General features: G+C 37.5%; 17 protein-coding genes and 1 tRNA gene. 8 read left to right on the top strand and 10 right to left on the bottom strand.

The features are described 5' to 3' along the window. The first annotated feature begins 8 nt into the window (after window positions 1–8). Window positions 9–1,439, top strand: coding sequence for a hypothetical protein (locus tag V7O61_RS07790; protein ID WP_407282239.1), 1,431 nt, complete (start codon window positions 9–11; stop codon window positions 1,437–1,439). A gap of 59 nt (window positions 1,440–1,498) precedes the next feature. Here the strand turns inward: V7O61_RS07790 and V7O61_RS07795 are convergent, their stop codons facing one another. The 3 genes from V7O61_RS07795 to V7O61_RS07805 all read right to left on the bottom strand — a co-directional run bounded on the left by V7O61_RS07795 (window position 1,499) and on the right by V7O61_RS07805 (window position 6,423). Next, window positions 1,499–2,671, bottom strand: a complete 1,173-nt coding sequence (locus tag V7O61_RS07795; protein WP_288068499.1) for a type III PLP-dependent enzyme — start codon at window positions 2,669–2,671, stop codon at window positions 1,499–1,501. A gap of 264 nt (window positions 2,672–2,935) precedes the next feature. Further along, window positions 2,936–5,587 (bottom strand): PAS domain S-box protein, encoded by a 2,652-nt coding sequence (locus V7O61_RS07800; RefSeq protein ID WP_407282238.1) that lies wholly within the window; start codon window positions 5,585–5,587, stop codon window positions 2,936–2,938. Window positions 5,588–5,682: 95 nt separating this feature from the next. Beyond that, window positions 5,683–6,423 carry a hypothetical protein gene (locus V7O61_RS07805; protein WP_407282237.1) on the bottom strand — a complete coding sequence of 247 codons (741 nt, stop codon included), beginning with the start codon at window positions 6,421–6,423 and terminating at the stop codon, window positions 5,683–5,685. A gap of 156 nt (window positions 6,424–6,579) precedes the next feature. On the opposite strand from V7O61_RS07805, the gene V7O61_RS07810 reads away from it, so the two are divergent. Further along, the gene (locus V7O61_RS07810) at window positions 6,580–6,954 is read left to right on the top strand and encodes a hypothetical protein (RefSeq protein WP_407282236.1); all 375 of its coding nucleotides are present in this window, start codon (window positions 6,580–6,582) and stop codon (window positions 6,952–6,954) included. On the opposite strand, the gene V7O61_RS07815 is transcribed toward V7O61_RS07810, so the two are convergent. Further along, on the bottom strand, window positions 6,955–7,692 hold the full coding sequence (locus V7O61_RS07815; protein WP_407282235.1) for an SIMPL domain-containing protein: 738 nt from the start codon (window positions 7,690–7,692) through the stop codon (window positions 6,955–6,957). A gap of 159 nt (window positions 7,693–7,851) precedes the next feature. Between V7O61_RS07815 and V7O61_RS07820 the strand changes: the two genes are divergently transcribed. Continuing rightward, window positions 7,852–9,291, top strand: coding sequence for a ribulose-bisphosphate carboxylase (locus tag V7O61_RS07820; protein WP_407282234.1), 1,440 nt, complete (start codon window positions 7,852–7,854; stop codon window positions 9,289–9,291). Between the two features lie 28 nt (window positions 9,292–9,319). Next, complete coding sequence (locus tag V7O61_RS07825; protein WP_407282233.1) at window positions 9,320–10,099, top strand: type II CAAX prenyl endopeptidase Rce1 family protein; 780 nt, start codon at window positions 9,320–9,322, stop codon at window positions 10,097–10,099. Between the two features lie 505 nt (window positions 10,100–10,604). On the opposite strand, the gene V7O61_RS07830 is transcribed toward V7O61_RS07825, so the two are convergent. Next, entirely contained in the window at window positions 10,605–11,030 is a 426-nt protein-coding gene (locus V7O61_RS07830) for a peptidylprolyl isomerase (protein WP_023846595.1), read from the bottom strand. Window positions 11,031–11,219: 189 nt separating this feature from the next. On the opposite strand from V7O61_RS07830, the gene V7O61_RS07835 reads away from it, so the two are divergent. Then, a complete protein-coding gene (locus tag V7O61_RS07835) occupies window positions 11,220–12,713 on the top strand; it encodes an MFS transporter (RefSeq protein ID WP_407347364.1) in 1,494 nt (497 codons plus the stop codon). Window positions 12,714–12,728: 15 nt separating this feature from the next. Here V7O61_RS07835 and V7O61_RS07840 read toward each other — a convergent pair whose 3' ends face one another. Next, window positions 12,729–15,068: a nitric oxide reductase activation protein NorD gene (locus tag V7O61_RS07840; RefSeq protein ID WP_407282231.1), complete on the bottom strand. Its 2,340-nt coding sequence runs from the start codon at window positions 15,066–15,068 to the stop codon at window positions 12,729–12,731. 143 nt (window positions 15,069–15,211) lie between these two features. Between V7O61_RS07840 and V7O61_RS07845 the strand changes: the two genes are divergently transcribed. Beyond that, a complete protein-coding gene (locus V7O61_RS07845; protein WP_407282230.1) occupies window positions 15,212–15,931 on the top strand; it encodes a hypothetical protein in 720 nt (239 codons plus the stop codon). Window positions 15,932–16,070: 139 nt separating this feature from the next. Here the strand turns inward: V7O61_RS07845 and V7O61_RS07850 are convergent, their stop codons facing one another. Then, entirely contained in the window at window positions 16,071–16,580 is a 510-nt protein-coding gene (locus tag V7O61_RS07850; protein WP_407282229.1) for a hypothetical protein, read from the bottom strand. Window positions 16,581–17,445: 865 nt separating this feature from the next. Here V7O61_RS07850 and V7O61_RS07855 point away from each other — a divergent pair. Continuing rightward, window positions 17,446–20,127, top strand: a complete 2,682-nt coding sequence (locus tag V7O61_RS07855) for a UPF0182 family protein (protein ID WP_407282228.1) — start codon at window positions 17,446–17,448, stop codon at window positions 20,125–20,127. Between the two features lie 179 nt (window positions 20,128–20,306). Here V7O61_RS07855 and V7O61_RS07860 read toward each other — a convergent pair. From V7O61_RS07860 to V7O61_RS07870, 3 genes are all read right to left on the bottom strand, one after another. Next, window positions 20,307–20,382, bottom strand: a tRNA-Gln gene (locus V7O61_RS07860). A 57-nt stretch (window positions 20,383–20,439) separates the two neighbouring features. Continuing rightward, entirely contained in the window at window positions 20,440–20,844 is a 405-nt protein-coding gene (locus tag V7O61_RS07865) for a hypothetical protein (protein WP_023846602.1), read from the bottom strand. 32 nt (window positions 20,845–20,876) lie between these two features. Next, window positions 20,877–21,200, bottom strand: coding sequence for a DUF2551 domain-containing protein (locus V7O61_RS07870; RefSeq protein ID WP_023846603.1), 324 nt, complete (start codon window positions 21,198–21,200; stop codon window positions 20,877–20,879). A gap of 157 nt (window positions 21,201–21,357) precedes the next feature. Here V7O61_RS07870 and V7O61_RS07875 point away from each other — a divergent pair, with 157 nt between their 5' ends. Further along, a complete protein-coding gene (locus tag V7O61_RS07875; RefSeq protein WP_407282227.1) occupies window positions 21,358–21,807 on the top strand; it encodes a hypothetical protein in 450 nt (149 codons plus the stop codon). The last annotated feature ends 2,322 nt before the right edge of the window (window positions 21,808–24,129 follow it).

The raw sequence follows: 24,129 nt of genomic DNA on the forward strand, positions 1-24,129 counted from the left end.
ATAGACAGATGATTCACATCAAGGAAGAGACCAGGCTTTTGGGTGTGATTCTGACTAAAATTACAATTATACTTATAATTATTTTAATTTTAAGTTCATCCGGATGTACAGATATTCAGGCACAGGAAGTATCAGAACAAAGTACAGAGCAAAATACCAGCTCAGATAAGACTCCTGAAGTCCTTGGTTCCGAGCCTGATAATTACATCCAGACTGTCAAGAAAACAGGAGTACTGGAAATTGATAATGGATACTCACTGAAAGTTCTGGATATCAGCAAGCAAGACAAAGATGTACGTTTGTCTTTTAGAAAAGATGGGAATGAATATACTACCGGCACACTGTTTGAAAACAAAACGTACAGCATAAAGGACACAAACGGAGAAAATATCATTTACACTATCAGGATAGACAGAATATCTGACAGCAGTTTTTCTGTTAATATCAGTTACGAAATCTATCCTGCAATATTCCTTGAGACCGGAATATATGAAGGTGAAATTACACACACCGATGTAAAGATTAACAGCAACAGCATAACACGTTCATATCGCTGGAAATATGACAATACGGATTTCTCAGTTGAATATGAATATGATACTGATGCATATGATGCATATTCCCGTAGAAGCCGTAACAGGGATTTCAGTCATTTTGTAAATGACCCTTTTGACGATGAACTCATATCCATGATTACAGAACAAATGGCTGGGCTTGCACAAGCAAATGGCTACAGCAGAGACGAAATTCCATATATTGTAATGGCTTTTGTGCAATCTCTTCCTTATGTAAGTGACAGTGCTTCAGCAGGATACGATGAATATCCACGTTTTCCCTTTGAAACTCTTTACCATGGTGGAGGAGACTGTGAGGACTCATCCATTCTACTGGCAGCTCTGCTTTATGATATGGGATACGGGGTGGCACTGGTTGAATTCCCCGGACACATGGGCGTGGGAGTTAAAGGTGCAGAGGCTCTTGAAGGCAGCTACTTTGATTATTCAGGAGTACGCTACTATTATCTTGAAACGACAAATTCCGGATGGGAAGTAGGTGTGATACCTGAGGAATATGCCGACCTTGAAGCTTCAGTAAAACCGGTTCTTAACTCATACCCGCAACTTCTGGTCAAATTTACTGGCAATGCAAGGGGAAATAATTATGTCACTTATGCTGATCTTGAAATCGAAGTAACGAATATTGGTTCTGATGTTGCTCATGATCTAGTAATTTATACCAGCCTGGAAACTACGACTCAAAATATGGTATGGGATGATCTCCAGACAGAGACACATGAGGATCTGGATGTTGATGAGACTGTGACCTATACAATATCAAATCTTAAAGTTCCTGCCGGTGAAACCTACCGTGTTGGAATTTGGGCATGGGGCTCAAATTCTGAAAACGAATATGTTTACAGTGACTGGGCAACAGCCTGAGATTCCAAGCTAAAAAGAAAAGTAAAAAATGAAGAAAAGAAGGACTGTGCCCTCTTCTATCAGATAACGTATGCTTTCAAAGGTGGTAAGCCGTTAAAAGCAATGGAACTATAACTCTGTGTATAAGCTCCGGTGGTGAATATGTAAAGTCTTTCATTCTCATGGAGACTTTCAGGGAAAACATATTTGTGATCTTCGTAGAGAATATCCATGCTGTCACATGTAGGACCCGCAAGAATTACTTCTTCTTCACATCCCTTACTTTCTGAGTATATAGGGTATTTTATGCATTCATCAAGTGTTTCAATTAATCCGCCAAACTTTCCTATGTCCAGATATACCCAATGGTACTGGTTCAGTTTTGCTTTCTTTGAAATCATTATGATTTCTGTTACAATAACACCTGCGTCAGCGACCAGGGATCTGCCAGGCTCTATTATAATCTCCGGATGTTCCTCACCAAAATCTTCCTGTATAAATCGAAGTATTTCATGTGCATAGGTTTCAAGTTCGTTAGCTGGGGACATATATTTTGCAGGAAAACCGCCACCCAGGTTTATCATTTTAAGCTTAATACCCTGAAGTGACACAGCTTCAAAGAGGTATTTACATTTTGAAAGAGCGTTGTCCCATTGTCCGATATCACGTTGCTGTGAACCTACGTGAAAAGAAAGACCATATGGTTCAAGTCCATTTTCATGTGCTTCAAGTATAAGCTCATAAATAACATCAGGGTGAGCTCCGAATTTTCTTGATAATGGCCAGTCTGCACCATCGCTTTCAGTAAGCAGACGGAAGAATACACGTGATCCGGGAGCATTTTTGATTATCTTATGAAGGTCACTCTGTGAATCTGTTGCAAACATCCTGATGCCTTTCTGATATGCATATGCAATATCTTTTTCCTTTTTTATTGTGTTACCATAACTGATCCTTTCCGGTGCAACACCAAGCCTGAGAAGCTGATCAATCTCATAAACAGTTGCAGCATCGAAGTTGGATCCTTTATCCCTTAGGACTGAAATAATCTCATCCATAGGATTTGCCTTTACTGCATAATGTATTTTAACATAAGGCATATTCCTTACAAGTTCATCATACATTTTTTCAACTTTAGACAGGTCTACAACAAGAAATGGAGTCTCCTTATCTTCAGAAAACTCTTTAACCTTTTTAAAGTCGGCCTCTGATGTGAATTCACTCAGAGGAAATTCATATTGCACTTTTCTCATATCTACTCCTTTTAAGTTTCTAAATAAGTATTATTTAAGAATATTATAGCTAAATAACAGTTTAAAATCTGTATATTAAATAAATACTTGATAAATCATCCCTATTAGTATTTTAAATATTTAAAACTAATTCTTCATTGTTTTTAATGCAAAAAAATCTAAAAAAACAAGAACATAGCAAGTTAGCTACATATTTAGTAAAAAAAACATCTAATGCATTTACGATATGAATGTAACATAATTAAACGCAGTGGAAATAAGGTTTCATACCTGATTAACAGGGATGGTAAAAAAGAACTCACTACCTTCCCCTATCGTACTTTCAACCCATATATTTCCGCCATGCATTTTCACAAATTTTTCAATTATAGCAAGACCAAGACCACTGCCCCGGTATTTGCGTGTTGAAGAACCATCAACCTGGTAAAATGGCTCGAATATCCTTTTAACGTCATCTTCCGCAATACCAATGCCGGAATCACTTACTGATATCAGTATTGTATTTTCGTCCTGCAAGTCAATTTTTATATTTACAGATCCATTTTTAGGAGTAAATTTCAATGCATTATCAATCAAATTATAAAGAATCTCTTTTACCTTGATCCTGTCAGCTACAACATCAAGTTTATCCGTATTTGATATTAATTCAAGTGAAACTCCTTTCCTTTCGGACAATATGAACATCATAGAATAAACATCCTGGACAACTCGTACAATATCAAATCTAGTAAGTTTAAGTTCCATTTCACCAAATTCAATTTGCGAAAGATCAAGAATATTATTAATCAAATTAAGAAGAAGGTTTCCACTCTGATAAATGGTCTTCAGATATTTTGTCTGTTTGTCATTCAGATCACCGGAAACACCTTCCAGAAGCAGGTCAGAAAACCCAATGATAGAACTAAGAGGGGTTTTAAGTTCATGACTGGTATTTGCCAGAAATTCAGTCTTACTGCGGTTGGCATTATCCGACATTAGTTTTGCTTTTAGTATCTCTTCTTCGGCTCTTTTTCTTTCGGTTATGTCACGGAAAAAGAAAAGGGCTCCGTTTTTACCTTCATAATTAAGAGGAACTGCCGAGACTTCTGCAACAAAAGAACTTCCATCCATACGCAGACATATCTCTTCCATTATAGGAGCTGCTTGCTTTTTAGAATCAAGGGTGCTTATTCTTTCCTTTACCTGTGAACGTGAATCAGCATGGAATTGCTCAACAACAAAATTTCCTATCAATTGTTCTGGAGAGTCAGCACCAAACAATTCCAGAGCTGCCGGATTCAGATATGCGAATTTGTTGTCTGTCTGGACAAAAATAGCTTCAGGAGCATGTTCTACAAGCAGACGGAAGCGGGCTTCACTTTCCTGCAAAGCTCTTTGTGCTTCCCGTTCTTCAGTCTGGTCACGGAAAACAAGAACTACACCGGATATATCACCAGAAGCATTTTTTATTGGGGAACCGCTGTCTGCAATGGGGATTTCATTTCCTTTTCTGGAAATAAGAAGAGTGTGATTTGCCAGCCCAACGATTTTTCCTTCCCTGAGAACCTTTCTGACAGGAATTTCAACTTCGCTTCTGCTATCCTCATTTATGATCGGAAATATATCTTCAAGCACTTTTCCTTTTGCTTCAGACTCAGACCAACCCGTCAATTCTTCAGCTATTGTATTCATCTGCTGAAGACAACCGTTGGTATCGGTTGTTATTACTCCGTCACCTATACTGTAAAGGGTGGTCCTGAAAATCTCTTCACTCTCTTTTACACGTTCTTCCATTAGTTTTCGCTGTGTAATATCAGTAATGAAACCTTCCAGTGCAATTACATTGCCCTGTTCATCAGCTACACCTTTCCCCTGTTCCCACACCCACTTTAGTTTTCCGGAAGCAGTTTTGATCCTGTATTCATCCCTGAAGAATTCTCCATTTGTCAGGATTCTCTGCCACTTTTCCCAGAGATAATCCCTGTATTCAGGCTCTATAAGGTCATTGAACGATATTTTTCGGTTGTTAATAAGGTCTTCTGCATGGTATCCTGTAAGTTCAAAACAGCCTTGGGAAATAAAACGCATTGTCCAATCTCTGTCAAGTTCACAACGGTAAGCAATACCCGGTAAGTTTGAAAGGAGAACAGATTTACTTCTTTCACTTTCCCTTAGATCATTCTCCAATCTTACACGATCACTTATGTCCCTTACAAAACAGAAAAGGCCATGGGACTCACTGCTTGTATAAATGGCACTGATTTCAACACTAATTATTTTTCCGTCTTTTCTGCGATGATGGGTTTCAAACAGGTCCTTGCCGGATAGAATCGTTTTGTCAATATGGTACGTTATTTCTTTTTTATCCATATCTGCTTCAATGTCAGACACACTCATTTCCAGTAGTTCATAGTACGAATAACCAGACATTTCACAATATTTTCTGTTTACATCAAGTATGCTGCCTTCCCTGTCTAAATACATAAAGCCATCAACAGACATTTCGGTAATAGTACGATATCGTTGGGCGTACTTTTTATCTTCATCTGTTTTCCAGCGTTCATTGTCCTTTTTTGAAATACAGAATTGAATAGAAGTAGCTAATTGTTCATCAGATGCAGGCCATACAATACAGGATGAAAATGATAATGATCTGAGCTTCGTTATTAGCTGATTATTTACATTTGAGATTACAGCAAGAACAGGAATTGTAGATAATTCACTTATAAGTTCAAGTTGAACGAGTGTTTTTCCAAACTCTGTATTTATTTTTAAAATAAGAAGGTCATAGTCAGTTTCAAAAGAAGATTTAAGATGCTCTTGCAGGCTGTTAGTGCTGATCTTTGCCTCGCAAACCACATGTCCCATAGACTGTAGTTTTTCTGATAGCTCTGCCGTATCAGAACCTTCTTCAAAAAGCACCAATATTTTACTCATCACACCATCTTTAGAATATTATTATTATTAAAAATGGGAAATAAATTATATAAATACTTGGTGGGTACAGCTTTCCATTTGATGATAAACAAAACTTATTTATTGATTTGTTCTTTTTCAAATGGAAATGATGCCAGCTCGAAAGTAGTGTTTACAAGAATCTGCTGACTTAATGGAGTTGTAAGTAAAACACCGGTTATGTAGATAACTAAATTGAAGGCAACAGGCCATCCCAGAAATAAACCTGCATAATACGGAAGTACTCCTACAAGAGCCACAAAACCTACTATCAGACTTATTATAACACTTGCTATAATGTTTGACTTTACAATTGCAGCACTTTCTGACAAAGCATCTGTTATGTCATATCCTTTGATTACATATAGTGGCAGCATATAAAGCATGAAAAATACCGGAATAAGGGCAATACAGAGAACTGCAAGATAGAGTATAGCCACTATTGCCAGAATTACTGATTCGGGTATGGAGGAACTGGAAGAACCCAGTGTAAACATAAGTCCAAATGAAAGTATTCCGACAAAAAATAGCAATATCATTGCCACTATTGAAATTAGAACAGCAATTATCATCACAAAAAGCATGTATTTCCAGCTACGGACAAAATTACCGTTCCTGAATCCATCCAGAATATCCATTCCTTTTACCACTTCATTTCTTGTGCCTTTTGCAAGCATCATGACAAAACCATAAAGCAACGGTGGAGCAGTTACAAATAATATTGAGCCAACGCTAAGAATCACCGTTGCGATTGCATAGGAAACAAAGTTTCTTAGAACAGTTTTTATTGAAGTGCCTAAAAGATTACCATATTCCATTTGATCACTTTTCTTTCATTTTTTTAACACAAGAATAATTAATTGATAAATGATATTCTATTAAAAGTTATGTCACTGTTTCATGCAGTAAACCCAAAATAAAATACAAAAATATTTGAAGTATAAATATCCTGAATTAATAAGAGGTTCTTGATTTTGAATTTGTTAATTGCAGCATCGGGTTTACTTTTAATTGTATTGTGCATTCTTCATGTTGTATTTGGCGAAAAAAACTACTTCAACACTAAAGAAAAAAGAAGTATTGCCGGATATGTTCCTTACCATCAGATCTCAGCTGTAATGTTTCTTGAAGGCGCAGGAATGATCTATTCCGCCTTTTATTTCAACATACAACTCTCAGTTTTCATCCTGGTTTTAATTCTTGCCAGCCTGACAGTTTTTGTGCTAATATGCATAAAAGAAAAAGAAGAAGAAACGATAAAAGCTTCCGTTCCTCAATTCATTCTTTTTGGAATTGTTCTCCTTCTTATTGTTCTTGGTATATATCAAGAACTTTCCATTAATCAATAATTACTCAATAATATAAGTGACCTGTACAGACATTGAAACAGTTGATTCGCCCGGACTTATCGGAGTTGACGCTTCCTCTGCCACAGGCATTTCCTGTGCTGTACTATAAATAGTAGAGATGCCACTATTATCATTTACAGATGATGTTTTTACACCTGTAATCTTTACATTCAGACTGCTTGCAAGCATATCTGCTTTTAAGCGCGAATCAGTTACAGCTTCTGAAATAAGCTCATCACGAAGTTCTTTCTGCATTGTGTCTGACACGGAGAATGACAGACTGCCTATCTGGTTAGCTCCGGCTGCAGCAGACCTGTCAATTATCTCATTGATCATGTCAAGTTTTTTAGTGGTTATATCCACACTATTTGAGGCCGAGTACCCGGTTATGGTTCTTCCTCCGGTATAATTGTATACCGGCGATACTGAAACATAAGATGTCTGCATTTCCCTATCCTCTAAACCCAGAGCCTTTAATTCATTTACTATTGAATTCATTATTACAGCATTTTCACTGCTTGAACCGTTTGCTGTTATTTCCTGGGTTACAACTCCGATACTTATTGATGCAGTGTCAGGCACTACTTTCTGTTCCGCATACCCACTCATGGAAATTGTATGTTCTGTGTTTTCCTGTGCTGTCCCCTGTGATCCTGCATACAATGTCGCTGCCATCAGCGCCAGGGCTATAGCCAGAACCAAAATTAAACTATATAGTTTATTGTTTTCCTGTGACAAATTATACACTCCCTTTTATTTCATATTAAAGATTCTTTGTTACCACTAATATAACCTCGTTCCAATAACTTCTTTTTAACTTCTATTGCAGGGATTCTGACACTTTCCTGATCTCATCCCTGCAAAAACTAAAATACATTGCATGCTCTTTTTTATTATATGAGTTCAATTCACAAAGATCTGGTTAAATCGCTCAACTCCAAACAGGAAGCATATGTAAATCTGGAACTGCCTGATCCGACAAATGGTGAATATCTTCTCGGAGTTTTCCACCTGACACCTGGTGGAAAGTTCAATATCCTGCAGGCAGCCGCTGAAGTTGCAGCCGAATCGTCAACCGGTACTAATTTTAAAGTTAATACCGAGACCTCATTTTCCCGGGTCATGAATGCTCTTGTTTATCAACTTGACTTAGAACGTGAACTCGTATGGATAGCATATCCATGGAGACTTTTTGACAGGGGAGGAAATGTACAGAACATCCTCACCTATATCGTAGGTAACATTCTCGGAATGAAGGAAGTTGCAGCCCTTAAACTTCTGGATGTATGGTTCCCTCCGTCAATGCTTGAACAGTATGACGGACCAAGCTATACCGTTGATGACATGAGAAAATACCTTGATGTCTATGACAGGCCTATTCTTGGAACCATAGTCAAACCAAAGATGGGACTCACATCTGCCGAGTATGCTGAAGTCTGTTACGATTTCTGGGTAGGTGGCGGTGATTTTGTCAAAAATGACGAACCACAGGCAAACCAGGATTTCTGTCCCTATGACAAGATGGTAAAACATGTGAAGGAAGCAATGGATAAAGCTGTTCGGGAAACCGGACATAAAAAGGTTCATTCATTCAATGTTTCAGCAGCTGATTTTGACACCATGATTGAAAGATGTGAAATGATAGTTAATGCAGGTTTTGAGCCCGGAAGTTATGCTTTCCTTATCGACGGGATTACAGCAGGCTGGATGGCTGTGCAGACACTCAGAAGAAGATATCTTGATGTTTTTATTCACTTCCACAGGGCAGCTCATGGTGCATTTACAAGACCTGAAAACCCACTTGGATTCTCAGTACTTGTCCTTTCCAAATTTGCAAGGCTCGCCGGTGCTTCAGGAATTCACACAGGTACAGCAGGTGTTGGTAAAATGAAAGGAACACCTGAGGAAGATGTAGTTGCAGCACACGAGATTCAGTACATGAGTACTGAAGGACACTTCTTCAAACAGAGCTGGTCCAAGATACCTGACACTGACAAGGATGCTATCAATATCGTGAATGTGGATCTGGCACATCATGTTGTGCTTGAGGATGATAGCTGGAGAGGCATGAAGAAATGCTGTCCTATTGTCTCCGGAGGGCTGAATCCTGTAAGACTGAAGCCTTTTATTGATGTCATGGGAAATGTTGATTTCATAACAACAATGGGGTCCGGAGTACATGCCCATCCTGGAGGAACACAGGACGGAGCTAAAGCCCTTGTACAGGCATGTGATGCATATCTCCAGAAAATTGATATTGAAGAATATGCTAAGACTAACAAAGAACTGGCACAAGCAATTGAATACTTCACTAATGCGTCAAAAGACGCTATGTGACTTTTTTTAACTACTAAGGATGGCAGGAATGAGCTTCAAGGATATCAGGGATATTGTAGACTGGAACATCTACTGGCTGCTGTTTATGGTGGCTGAATTCTCATTGCTGGCAGCACTTCCTTATGGAATTACAATGTCAGGTGATGCATTGTATGACCTGGCCATGTCAATTCCTAATATTCTGGCGGCACAGTTTGCAAGATCCACAGTCATATTTCTAATTGGTATATTTACAGGATTATATCTTGGAAAAAAAGTTGGTCTGAAAACACCGGTGCTTAGTTCACTTTATGAAGACAGGAAACTACCTTCTGATTTTAAAGACTCTTTCAGGTTCTCGATTCTCATGGGTCTGATTATATCATTTGTAATCATAATTCTGGATACTCTTGTTTTTACACGATATTCAGAATCGTTACTCATCTTCCTGACAACTCCACCCCTATGGCAGCGATTTTTGTATTCATTTTACATAGGTATCACTGAAGAGATTGTATTAAGGTTCTTTTTGATGACATTCCTTGTGTGGATTACCTGGAAAATAAAGAAAAATTCAGAAGGAAAAGCTACAGAAATTGGTGCCTGGATATCTATTTTATTAGTAACCTTGCTTTATAGCACCATTTATGTGTTTCTATCCAGAGAAACAATGGATCCGGCACTTGTTATGCGTATTGCAGTTTTTAATGGAATGTCAAGCATGGTATTCGGATGGATTTACTGGAAAAAAGGACTCGAGTACTCTATAATATCCAATACCACCGCCACTATGATGCTATTTGTAGTGTTTGGAACTCTGTTTCATTGATACTAACCTGTATGTGTTTTGAATTAAAATTGAATTTTAAGTTATTGAGAAAATCCAATACAAAGATTAGAAATCATTTAATAACAGATTTTAAAAACAAACAAGAGAAGAAGAGAAAGAAGCTGGGAATTCTTTATGACAATAACCCCGGCCCAAAGGCCTGAATCCCCTTTGCTCATACTCCATTATGAATGTGATTAACTAAAGTTTACTAAAGCCCGAACGTAACAAACCTGGTGTGTGGTTGTGGGAGTAATGTGGCAGGTTTGTTATCGTTCATGTGCTTTTGTACGTTTCGCTTTAGTTTATTTCAATCAAGGCCATATCGTACCACCGTATATGGTCATGCAGTCTTTCGCATTTCAGCTTGTGACTGCAATTCCTAGTATTATTTTCTACTATATAAATATATGTATACTTCGATATATAATGAGTATCATCATTATTATATTTAAGATTTAGACAGTTAGGTTAGTTGTTTTGTTAGTTATTTTATTACAGAGAATTATGCTTCAACCACTATAATCTTAAATGTCAGAGCCTTGCCTGCAAGTGGATGGTTAAGATCAAAGGTTACTTCATCTTCTGTCAGCTCAACAATTTTTGCAGGGATTGTCTGTCCATGAGGAGACTGTACCCAGAATGTTTTACCTACTTCCATTTCCATGTCAGACCTTACAAGATCCCTGGAAACTGTATCCTTAAGAGCATCATTGTATTCTCCATAAGCATCTTTAGCTTCGATCCTGAATTCTTTTTCCTCGCCAACTTCAAGACCTTTAACTGCTTCATCAAAGCCCTTTATCACATTACCTTCACCTACTGTGAATTCTAAAGGCTGACCGTGTGTCTCTGAAGCATCAAAAACAGAACCATCATCAAGCAAACCTACATATTCTATCTTTACTGTATCTCCATCTTTAATTGCCATATTTATCAACTCAATTAAAATTTATTTCATTCAATTATATTTAATTCTGTAAACTTTAATTCATCGGAGGTGGCGACATTACTTAGGTGTTTTGGTAAATTGATTTTGTTATCCGGATAAAATAACAGTAACTGCAATGTTATTTATAACAGGAATTCGCTAATCCTCACAAAACTCATGGAAGTAAGTATGGAACCAAAACAGGAAGTAAATATGGAATCAAATCTTGCAGCAAGAAAAGGTAACATTAATCCAACATGTAAAAATCCAGAAGAAAATCAGCCATCTAAGAAATCACCTTTAGCTGATAAAACGCAGAAACAGATAGTTCTGCTTATAGCCATACTCGCAGGTTTTATCACTCCATTTGATGGCTCGGCGGTGAACATCGCTTTACCAACCATGGGAGCAGAATTCAATATGGATGCTATTTCACTTTCCTGGGTAGCTACTGCATATCTACTTTCATCAGCAGTATTTCTGGTTCCTTTCGGGAAAATTGCTGACATATATGGGAGAAAAAAGGTTTTCCTTTATGGAATTATTATTTTCAGTCTGGCATCACTGGCAATGACCATGGTTCCCACAGAAGGGATGCTTATAGCTGTCCGTGTCATTCAGGGTCTTGGAAGTGCCATGATCTTTGGTACAGGAGCTGCCATTATAACTTCCGTATTCTCTCCAGGAGAAAGGGGTACTGCTCTTGGTATCTACATCACTGCCGTTTATGTGGGACTTTCCATGGGTCCGTTCCTTGGTGGAATTATGACACAACACCTTGGATGGAGAAGTATTTTCCTTGTTAATGTGCCAATCGGTGCCATTGCAGTTTTGCTTATACTCTGGAAACTCAAAGGTGAATGGGCTGAGTGTCGCGGAGAAAAATTTGACTTTACAGGCTCTGTAATCTATGGAGCTGCTGTTGTTGCAGTTATGTACGGTTTCTCCAGTCTCCCTGAAATAAAAGGTGCGGCTCTTATAGGTCTTGGACTCCTGGGTATCGGGCTCTTTGCTCTTTATGAAATGCGTATACCCACTCCAGTGCTTGATATCAGGCTTCTGACCAGAAATCGTGTTTTTGCACTATCGAATATGTCTGCACTCATAAATTACAGTGCAACCTATGCAGTTACATTTTTACTGAGTCTTGACCTGCAGTATACCAAGGGATTTACTCCCGGACATGCAGGTATGATTCTTATCGCACAGCCTGTCATACAGGCAGCTATATCACCTGTGGCCGGCAAGCTCTCTGACCGCATTGAGCCCCGGTTAATTGCATCAACAGGAATGGGACTTACAGCAACCGGACTTTTCTTATTGACTTTTGTTACGGAAGCAACAGCACTCTGGTATATCGTAGGAACACTTGTTCTTCTTGGTGTAGGATTTGGTCTGTTCTCATCCCCAAATACCAACGTTATCATGAGCTCAGTTGATAAAAGATTCTATGGGGTAGCATCTGGAATGAACGGCACCATGAGACTGCTTGGGCAGATGCTCTCAATGGGTATAGCCATGATGATATTTTCAGTGGTAATCGGTCCTGTGGTGATAACTTCCGAGTATTATCCCCAGTTTGTTACCAGCATGCATTATGCATTTATCCTGTTCACAATCTTCTGTATAATAGGAATATTTGCGTCTCTTGCAAGAGGAAAAAGCTCTTCAGATAATCATTGAGCTTTGCCACCAATTTCAGGTGGTTATCCTTTTGTACAAAACCGGAAGAGTCCCTGGAAGTGAACTCGCATCATCAATTATTGTGTACTGAAAATCGGAAAAAATGTTTTCAAGATACTTTCCCGGATCAGGATCTACTGTTATGCAAAAAAAGTCAATTCCTTTTGTCTTGCATTCCTGAATTGCAATCCTTGTGTCTTCTTCAGCAGTGTTTTCCTTATATGCAGATTCTCCCCGGGAAATGTCGAAAGGTTCTCCATCTGATAACAATATAATTATCTTAGTTTTTACGTCCACCTTTTCAAGTTTCCTGACAGAATGCCGGATTGCAGGCCCAAGTCTTGTATTTGATACGGGTTCCAGCAGGCTTATCCTGCGTGCAACGGTATCTGATAATTCTTCACTGAAATCCTTTATGACAAAGTATTCAACATCATCCCTGTCCTTTCCGGAAAATGCGTAAATAGCGTAGTTGTCACCGATGCTTTCAAGAGCCTGTGTCATGATAATGAGAGAATCTTTTTCAACATCAAGTATGCTTTTTTCCTCATAGTTTAGCATTTTATGAGTGGAATAACTGACATCCACAAGGAAAAGAGTTGCAACATCCCTCTCATGCTTATCCCATCTCATATAGAGTCCATCATCAGGATTGATTCCGCATTTTTTCTGGATAAGCAAGTCGATAAAGGCATCGATATCTATCTCAGTTCCATCTGTCTGCTGTTTCATTCTGCGGAATGTCTCAGGCTTCATCCTGTTGAATATTTGTTTAATAAGGGCTATCTCATTCCTGTATTGTTCTGATGCCTCGTAGTAGTAATCACCTGACATGCCAAAAGGCTCAACCTCATTAACCACAGACCAGTCTGCTTTATAATCACTGATGACAGCATCCCACTCATCGTATCTGTAACTGCCAAGAATGTTCCAGTTCTTTTTTTCGGCATAAGTTGGCTGGCTTTTAAGTATTTCTTCCTGTAAGGAGGCATTTTCTTCTGTCAGTCCAACTTTGCTTTCGGGAATAAATTGCTTGATAATATTCTCATGGGATGTGTTTGAAAGAGAATCTTTGCTGTTGTAAGCTCCAATGCTCACACCTCGGTAGTCAAGGTTTTTCAATACCCTGTACTCTTTCTGGCTTAATGGTCCTTCATGCTCGTCAAGAAATTTGTATATCTTAAAGCTTGTTTCAAGAGAATCAAGTACTGATGAATCATCTCTGAGGATGCTTTCCTCCAGAATTGGTTTTGTCTTATCCAGAAGAAGCCTTGTTATTTTATTTAACTCATAAACGGGTTCCTTTCCGATGGATATCCACAAAAGTGCTTCCATGAATTCTTCAAGGTTTACTGATGGAACAGGTCTTGCCAGGAGCATCTGCTGCCTTATTCTTTCAAGGTCTATCCTGACTCCTTTGTAGCTTTCCATTATCCTGTACTCAACCCGGGCATCTTCCAGAATTCCAAGTATTGTGCCTGCCAGAGCCTGGTTTGGAAAGAGGGCTATGACATCAGCTATACTAATGTTGCCTTCAGCCTGCATTCCTAAACTCGGGAGCCTCTTTTTCATGGTTGAGTATCGTCTTCTGATATCTTCCATTAGTTCTGCTGCTCCGTCACGTTCAAGTTCATTGGAACTGAAACGTATATGGCCAACTTCGTGCATGATGCTTAGCTTGTAAATTTTGTAGTTGTCCTCAAATTCGCCATATTTCTTAATCCTTGGTGCAAGATAGATGGTATTGCCTGCAATCACAGGGTTTATAGAATCCGGTTCTACTTCTGCTCCCAGATTTCTGCGGGATTTTATGTTGAAACTAACACCTGACAATCCAAGAGCATAATACCGGAGTATGTTGGTGATTTCACTGAGTGCCACAGAACCTCTGAGATTCTCTACGAATTCTCTTGATTCTTCTGATTTCAGGTAGAAATAATCCTTGGCCTGTGCCGGATTGGTTTCAAAAACTGTAATGCCTTTTAAAGCCCACTCTTCCAGTTCACTGACGTTTAAATCACTCAAGAGAGATGCTGAGTATGAAAAATAAGCGATTGCCAGGGCTTTGTCCTGATCAAATAACTTTAAGCCAATTCCTGCCCATTTCCTGATGCCTTCCAGACCGGTGTTTTCTGCTGCTGTGGGTATATTTTCAAGGAAAAGTCCTGTTATCATCCAGTCATTATCAAGCAGCAGCCCGATAGTTCTAAGAAATTCAGCATGGTGAGGAAAACTGCCTTTTTTCAAAACACTTAGCAAATTCTCATGATAATTTCTTCCGGGAAATCGGGATTCTATTAGCAGGAGCAACTGTTCTTTAGTGATGACTTCATGCTCAGTGTTTTCATTTGACAAGATATATCCTCTCTCAATGGATTCTCAGTTGTGATGTTGTTTATATATACAAGTTGTTCCTGCTTCTTTATATCTACTATTGCAGGATTAGAGATTGGTTTTTGGTGAAAATATATATAATTTAAGTGCCAAGAGGACGGCTGATGGCAGAAAACGCTTACGACCACAGAACAAAGGTGTACACCTTACAGAATGAGACCATCGAAGTACTGTACAATGCCCAGAAAGAAACAAAATCGACTGTCAGGGAAATTAATTCCCATCTTGGTAATCTCATTCCTCCTACAAGTCGTCAGTCCCTGTACCTGTTTCCTTTTACTGATTCTGTGAATCTCAGTATTCCTATTCAAGCCATCAAGGAAATCTTCCTGAATCAGATAATCCAGATTGAAAGTAACAATTGTCTTAAGATTTCCATCGATTATGAGGAAGTTCTGGATTTCATCGAAAATATGGAATCATATGATGCTTTTAAGATAGCCGACCATATCAAAAATGAGTATTTCTACAATGATGAACACATTTTAAAGAGAATTAAAAGTGATTGCAGACGTCTGATACCCATCGATATTACTTCTCCAACTGATGATGCGGAAAAAAGAAACGGAACTGTCATAAAATTGAAAGCATTAAAAAACCCGTATCAATCGCTTGATTGCCTTGAAAGTCTTGGAAAACTCGTTGACATAACCTTAAACAACACTCCCCCCTCAGCAGCAAAAGTTATAGAAATACAGCCCGGAGGAGCTCACATCGATGAAACGATGAAACTTTACTATTTTAAAAACGGAAACGTCCGTCTCGTATTCAATAACCCGGAGTGCACTGAAAAGATGATTGATGCGCTTGAATTGGGATGTTAGTTTTATGGAATTGAGCTGTGATTCTCCAAGTGGGCGCTGAGCAAAGTATTTTCGTAGGAATGAGCTTTTAAGCCACAGTTCACAAAACAAGGTCTTGCTTTTAGTAAAGGTTTGGTTAGCAGAGGAAAAGTATTGTTTATTAATTAGCCAATTGTAAAGCCACTATCAATAATATACCTACGATTGCAAACGGGCCTATGAGACCAAAAAGAATATCAATCAAACGTTTTTTGTAATAATTGGGGTATTGTTCACTTTCTACATGAATGGAGGAAACTATTGCCACCATTAATGCTATAAGGGTAATACTGGCAACTATCGGATTTGATGTATAATATCCATTGAGTACAAAAGCAAAAACAAAGGAATAAGAGAACGACATTGCTAAAGTGAATTCAATTGATATCAGCAACCCATTACTTTTAGAAGATGCTATAATATCTGAGTATAACAAAATTGTGCATAAAATATACACAAAAAATATAAGAAAATATATTGAAGGCATGTTTTTTGGAACTACTATAGGACTAGCAATTGTTAGTCCCATTAGTATAATGAGTGTTTGTACAAGACGATCTCTTCTTTCAAGAAAACTGTTTATATCTTCTGTATTTTTATGTCTTGCGTCTAAATTTGCAGGTTTAACCATTTATTTTTAATAGTTTTTCAAGAGTTTAAGTATTTCGACATCAATATTAATTGGCGCAAACTTATTTTCCACGTATTTTACGAATATAGTTACGAATATAAGCATCCCAAAAAAACTGACGTTCAATATTCCGAAAAGTACCGCCCACAATTAAGTAAACTATGCAGACTGCCCGTATTATTTCCCAATTTTTTATGATGATATTACGATCACAATTACCGTAATAAGTAAAGAAATAGACAAATAATCGTTTATATGATTACCGAGAGACCTTATTTTTGTTGAATTTTTGTAAAGAAAAAACATGAATATGTATGTGCCAATAATAAAAACTAATGATAAAATACTTAGTATGTTCATACAAATACATCCAAAGTTCTATCTGATTAGTATGTATACTAAATATATGTAATTGTTTAATTGGACTCTTGTTAATAGTTTTAATTGGTGTAAACTCAAAAAATCTATAATAAAAATAGCCCACCCATACAAACAATCAACACTCTAAGCCTTCGTAACCTCCCAGAAAACAACGCTTATTAAATACGCAAGAGTGACTAATCCTAAATTATCCCAATTTCCAGTGTAATACAGAATAAGGACAATTATCGCATATGTTACTGCTTCTGATAGTAATTTTTTTAACTTCATAACCACACCCAAACTTAATTTAGTTGTTTTAGTAAACTTTTAACTATATGTGTTTTTCTATTTAGTCTTGAATTTCAAAATTTAGTATGTGTAGAAATTTTCAGGGGTGTACTAGATATAAGATAGGAATCAAAAGTGATAGCGGGGTGTTTCAATTACAGACAAGAGAATTATTTTTTTCCTGATCGTTGCGTTCTTTTTAGGTATCGGACCTTTGGTAGGCATATATACTGACTATCTGTGGTTCGATATGATAGGATATACTTCTGTTTTCACAACGATATTGCAATGGAAACTGATAGCAATAATACCGGGATTCCTGCTTGCGTTCGTCTTCCTTTATGCAAATGCCAGATATGCAGGAAACTCTAGCAGAAAAATACTGGAAGACAAGGACATTAAGTACAATAACATGGATAGCTCCGGGATACTAATAGTCATTACAGCTTTCTCATTGCTATTCGGTCTCACATTCAGCAGCAGCTGGAGAATAATTCTTCTATATCTGAATAGTTCAACCTTCGGAATAGACGATCCTATCCTCATGAACGATATTGGGTTCTATGTATTTCAGTTACCATTCATTCAGATGATTCACGGGACATTACTAACGCTTGCCATCAGTTCCATCATACTGGTCCTTGGTCTGTACTTTTTCAGACTACAACCGTACTTCAAGTCAGAGGGAATAGAGATAGATGACGCAGAAGAATCATATTTCCTTTATCAGACAGGCGGACTGAAAGATACAATACCTGCAAGAGTTCTTGTCCATCTTTCATTGCTTCTTTCAGTCCTTTTCGCACTGATAGCATTTGGATACTTCCTTAACAGATATGACATATTATTCTCACAGCAGGGTGTTGTTGCAGGTGCAGGCTACACGGATGTACATGTAAGACTTCCCATATTCAATATACTTACCTTATTGTCCATGCTGACTGCCATCTCCCTGGTAGCGAATATCAAACTGAAGAAAGTGAATATACCGCTTGCAAGCGTAGTACTGTTAATCCTCTTTATCGTTACAAATTCATTTGTACCAGGTATATACCAGCAGTTCAAAGTAGAACCTACGGAAATTCAGCTTGAAGAACAATATCTGGAGTACAACATCAATTATACCAGAATGGCCTTCGGTCTGTCGGACATAGAAGAGAAACCATTTGAAGCGAATTCCGACCTTACCGCTGAAGAACTCCAGAATAATACGAATATAACCGAAAATATTCGCATATGGGACCGTAGAGCCTTAGAACAGACCTACAAACAGCTTCAGCAGATAAGGACATATTATACTTTCAATGATGTGGATACTGACCGGTATAGTATGGATGGTGGTTATCAGCAATACATGATCTCTGCAAGGGAACTTGACACCATGCAACTGGCACCTGAAGCTAAGACATGGGTCAATGAACGTCTGGTCTACACACATGGTTTCGGTGTTGTTATGAACCCCGTAAGCACAAAGACAGAGGACGGAAGACCGGAATTCGTGCTTCAGGATATTCCACCAACAGGAGAGTTTTCAGTTGATAACCCACGTATATATTATGGAGAAATAACAACCGGTTATAAGATATCAGATACGGGAAAAGATGAATTCGATTATCCGAGAGAAGGGCAGAACGTATTCGTACAATATGAAGGCCAGAGTGGTATACTTCTGGATTCATTCGTTAAAAAAGTGATATTTGCTTTCGTTTTCAGTGAATACAATTTCATCCTGAGTGAATATATAGATGACAGTTCCAGACTGATGTATCACAGGCAGATAGTGGACAGAGCACAAACAATCGCTCCGTTCCTTGAATATGATAGTGATCCATATCCGGTTATCTATGAAGGAAAGATCTACTGGATAATCGATGCATATACCACTGCTGACAAATATCCCTATTCAGAGAGCTACTATGGTGACAAGTTCTATAACATCAACTATATCCGCAATTCTGTGAAGGTTGTTGTAGATGCCTATGAAGGAACTGTGGATTTTTATGTTATGGAAAATGAACCGGTGATCACTACCTACTCAAAGATATTCCCTGACCTTTTCAAACCTTTCAGCGATATGCCGGAAGGCTTGCAGGAACACATACGCTATCCAAAGGATTTCTTCAAGGTGCAGATGGGCCTCTACGAGAATTACCACATGAAGGATGCAGAGACATTCTACAATAAAGAGGATGCATGGGAAATACCAAGGGAAGTATACCGTGGAACCAGCATAGACATGGAACCTTATTATATGATCACAAAGCTTCCAAACGATGGCGGACTTGAATATGTCCTTTTACAGCCGTTTACACCAAGAAACAGGGAAAATATGATTGCCTGGATAGCAGCCAGATGTGACAATCCGAATTATGGAGAACTCAAGCATTATGAGCTTCCAAAAGGAGAACTCATCTACGGCCCTACACAGATCGAATCCAGAATTGATCAGGACCCTGACATCTCAGAACAGCTGACACTTTGGGGACAGACAGGATCCAGGGTCATCAGAGGCAATCTGCTGGTTGTGCCGATAGGCAACTCCATATTGTACACTGAGCCAATATTCATCAGTGCCGAAGAGTCAGAAATACCTGAACTTAGAAGGGTTGTAGCTTCCTCAGGACAGAGAGTTGTTATGGGAGAAGACCTGCAGGAATCACTGCAAATGCTTGTTGAAGGCAGGATAAGCACTGAAGAAAATACTGAACAGGAAACGGAGGTTCCGACAACTGCAAAGGAACTTGCAAAACAGGCTCTTGATCATTATAACAGAGCACAGGAATATCTTGCAGATGGTGACTGGGCAGGCTATGGCGAGGAAATCGATAAGATGGAAGAGATTCTCAATCAGCTGAATCAGGTACTTGAGAAGGCGGATATCACTATATCCGGATGAATAAAAACTTCCTTCTTTAAGCAGGAAGAATGACTGGTTAGCTGGTCATCTCCTCACACTTTTTTTATAGTTGAACCAAAAAACCAGGAGTATGTAACTTTTTGTAATTGCAAAATAAAAATTTTTGTGAAAATAAGTTAATGATGTCAATATAACTATTAAAAAAAGTTGAAGTTATTTGGTAGCCCGGCACGGATTCGAACCGAGGTTGCGGGATCCAGAGTCCTGCATGATTGACCACTACACTACCGGGCTACGGTGAATGCATCTCCTTAATTGTAAAGCTTGTATATTAAGGTATCGGACGGATGGTTATTCCAGACCTTCCGGATTTTCATTTAGAACAGCAGTCCACCACCATCTGGCCATGTCAACAAGATCCTTGCTGAATTGACCTGATAAGCGATATTCATGGTCTTTATGAGTAATGAGGCCAGCACCTAACAGTTTATTGCGCATGGCATAGAATGAAGCACGTCCAATATCGAGTTCCTGAAGAAGAGCTTCCCACTCACTAGTCTTGATAGGATTACCTGCTTTTTGACGGTCCTCAACCAGCATGAGAAACTTCTGACCACGAATAGCAGTTGCCTCTTCCTGAAAGAGTCGTCTCATCAGGTTATAATAAGGGTCTCTGGAGTGAGTTATACGGGAATTGGAATCCGAACGTATAACAATCGTAGTAGACGTACGCGGTGCGTTTTTTACTATGGACATTGTAATCAGGTTTGTTAATCGCAATTCACTATTTAACAGCCTGAAGATGATGGCCTGGCTTCAAGAGCTGTTCGAATCATGTCCTCATATTCTTCCTTTAAAGAATAAACTATTGGAGTCTTGTAAGACTCTTTATGAGATCTGAGTACGCCTAGCTTGGAATAAATGTAGCCTACCATGGATGCCACTGCACTGCGTGAAATATCGTACTTTTCAGTGATATTTGCATGCAGCTCATCTACTGTTGTCTCTTTTACACTTAAGAAAATTGATAGTATATGACTGCGTAGTCCATTTACATCCAATTCGATGAACTTCTGCAATCTTCGTTTTATTTTTGCGCGAATTGAGTCCATTACTTCACCTCATATATAGCACAAACTTTTATATGTGTTTCAATCTATATATATGTTTTTAAATTTTTATCGTATGAAGCCAATATTAAGTAGTCAAAAGTAAAATGACTAATAAGATAAATGCATTATTCAAACTCTCAATTTTTCCGGTGACCATATGAATATAAAATACGATTTGGAAAACAACGTAATGCAGATCGATGATATAGACTTATATCCCGAAAATCTTGACAGTAACTTTATAGGAATATGCAATTCCTGCAATTCAGATGTCATCAGTCTCAGTTATCATGACCATGATAACGGAATGGTAGTTGCGGGTAAATGTACTGAATGCGATTTGCTTTATGCGATTTTTTACGATAATCTGTGGAACTGGCAGGGAGAAGAACCAATTGTACAGTTCTTTGATATCGATAACAGTAACAATATCAAATTCCTTGACAGTATCGATAGAAAAAAACTTGAAACCATTTTTACTCCTGCAGAAACAACAGCAATGTATGCAAAAGCAAGAGGAGAAAAATATGTCAGGCAGTATCTGTATCGTGCCAGGAAAAAATATAATGATTTCTATGAGTTATTTGGAATACAGATCAACATATAAAAGTTTGTTATATACCCATTATTGTAAAAGAGTATACTATCAAAGAAAACACAACACTTACTAATAAAAATTAACATTTAATATAATTTATTTTATAAGCATACAATAAAATAAAGCTATTTTTATAAAACTATATATCTTTCTAATTTGCTAGAGGTATTAAATAGAAAACATATAGAAAAAACTACATAATTTTTTTTAGATAAATTTACTATTTTTATTAATTGTAATACACATTATAATTAATTTATATCTGTAAACAGACACTTAAATCTCAAGTTATATCAATTTGAGTAACAAAATAGACAATAATTATAAATATCAACATTTGCATATGTGCAAATAGTGAGGGAATAAATATAATCCATTTTCCTGGTAGAGCTATGTAACACCCACTAACCATCTATATTGTACCACCATTGTTTGTTCCCTCATATCTACCAAACATTTAATTTTGATATGCAGCACCAGTTCGTATATTAAGATCCATAGTTTTCTTATTGAATAGAACTAATTAAAAATGTATAAGAATTATACTAATAAACAAAAATAGCTCAATAAAATTATAAATAGTATTGCATTGAAAGTAACTGTTGCATAGTGTAGGAGTGAATAGTCCTCCTTAGGCCTGTAAGGATAACCACTAACTGCCTAACCTAACCCTAACATGTTCTTATCAGGCCTTTATTTATTATATTACAAATTTTACTGTGCCTGCACCACTATATTCTAATTGTAAACAGGGACAAATCTGGTTCAACTATTAAATCAATAACCTTAATTTTACAATTATACTAACTTAGTCCGATTGAACTTATATATAGAATTAGCTTGAAACATAAAAAGAGAGTTGGAGTCTTCTGCTGATCCTCCTTGTTCTGATAAGAAAAACTCATTACGCTACCACCGCCAATCATATATTCTTATCAGATAATTTACTTTTTTAAACAACTTCTCTTTCTTTTTCGGTGAAAATACAATATATTATGTATATTCAACAAATAAGTTGAGATAATTATATATAATATAAAATACAGAGTAACAGTTGCACATAAATACCAGATGATTATAAAAATGTTCAGAAACTGTGCCTCCTGTTGCCTGATAAGCATCAAGTACCAAACAATAACCCTAACACACCCCTTATCAGGCACCTTTCTTTTTACAGAAACAGGTATTTATGACAATCCGGATAATGCTTGTTGCCTGATAAGCCTGAATCCAACCAACCTGTCAAACCACATCCTTTATCAGGCAACTTATTTCAATTGATTTGAATTTAACATTATGTAATATAATTAACTAAAATTAGTTGAATAAACTTATAAATAGAAGTATTCACACTGTGAACATGCTCAGGAAGGTAAAACAGAGATTGTCTGATAAGCAAACCACATCCTGGCAAAATCAACCAACCAACCCTAACATGCCACTTATCAGACAATCATATCTTAATTATCACTATTAGAATTTTAGTTTCAGAACTTTATTTCCTACTACAATAAATATACTACTGACATAAACCTTTTTAGTAGATAGGCCGTATATCGCACCAACTGAAACATAATCATTTTTAAATGATCATATGTTAGGTCCTGTCTACTTTCTCATTAACAGATAACTAATTTTTAAGGAAATCTAACCTATCATATTTGCTAGATTGTACAAATAATCCCCTTATCAATAATTCTAAACATAGATTCCTGCTGCCATAAATATTTTGAAAATATAATTTCTATTAACCATTAGGCATTAGTGGTTACCTTATGGGGCATTACCCAGTTACCCAAACTTTTCTGCCCCGTAAGGTTTTCTTCAACTCTTGATGCCTTCAAAAGCCAAATAATAATTTTGTTCTGAAACATTGCTTCTTAGAATTTAATAAGAAATAGAACATACAGCAGGAAGTCACATTGCTCAGCAGTGACATTTAACAGATTGGTGGGGGTTTACCAATTGCCTTATGAGACATGACAGTAACCCAATAATTGTTTCATAAGGCTATCATTTTACTATGATGCCTTGTTTATTTTCCTATTAGCTTGTGATCCTTAATTTATTGTCAAAAGCAGGGTCTTTGTTGTCAGAAAATTCCAGACATTGTTACTGAACCGTTAAATCAGATACATACATTTAATTAAGTAACTCAGTTTCTTTTAGTTTTATCTCTGTGAAGCGATATAAATGAAACTAACGCTTCCTTTTAAACTTTGATGCCAGCCGGAAGCGACGAGGTGGTGTCATTTGGGCCTCAAAAACACCACCATTGGAATCTTGATTTGTGGTAAAATGCCGTGCAACATAAATCAATTTGGTAACGTA

The organism is Methanolobus sp. WCC1 (assembly GCF_045690315.1).
Lineage (GTDB): Archaea > Halobacteriota > Methanosarcinia > Methanosarcinales > Methanosarcinaceae > Methanolobus > Methanolobus tindarius.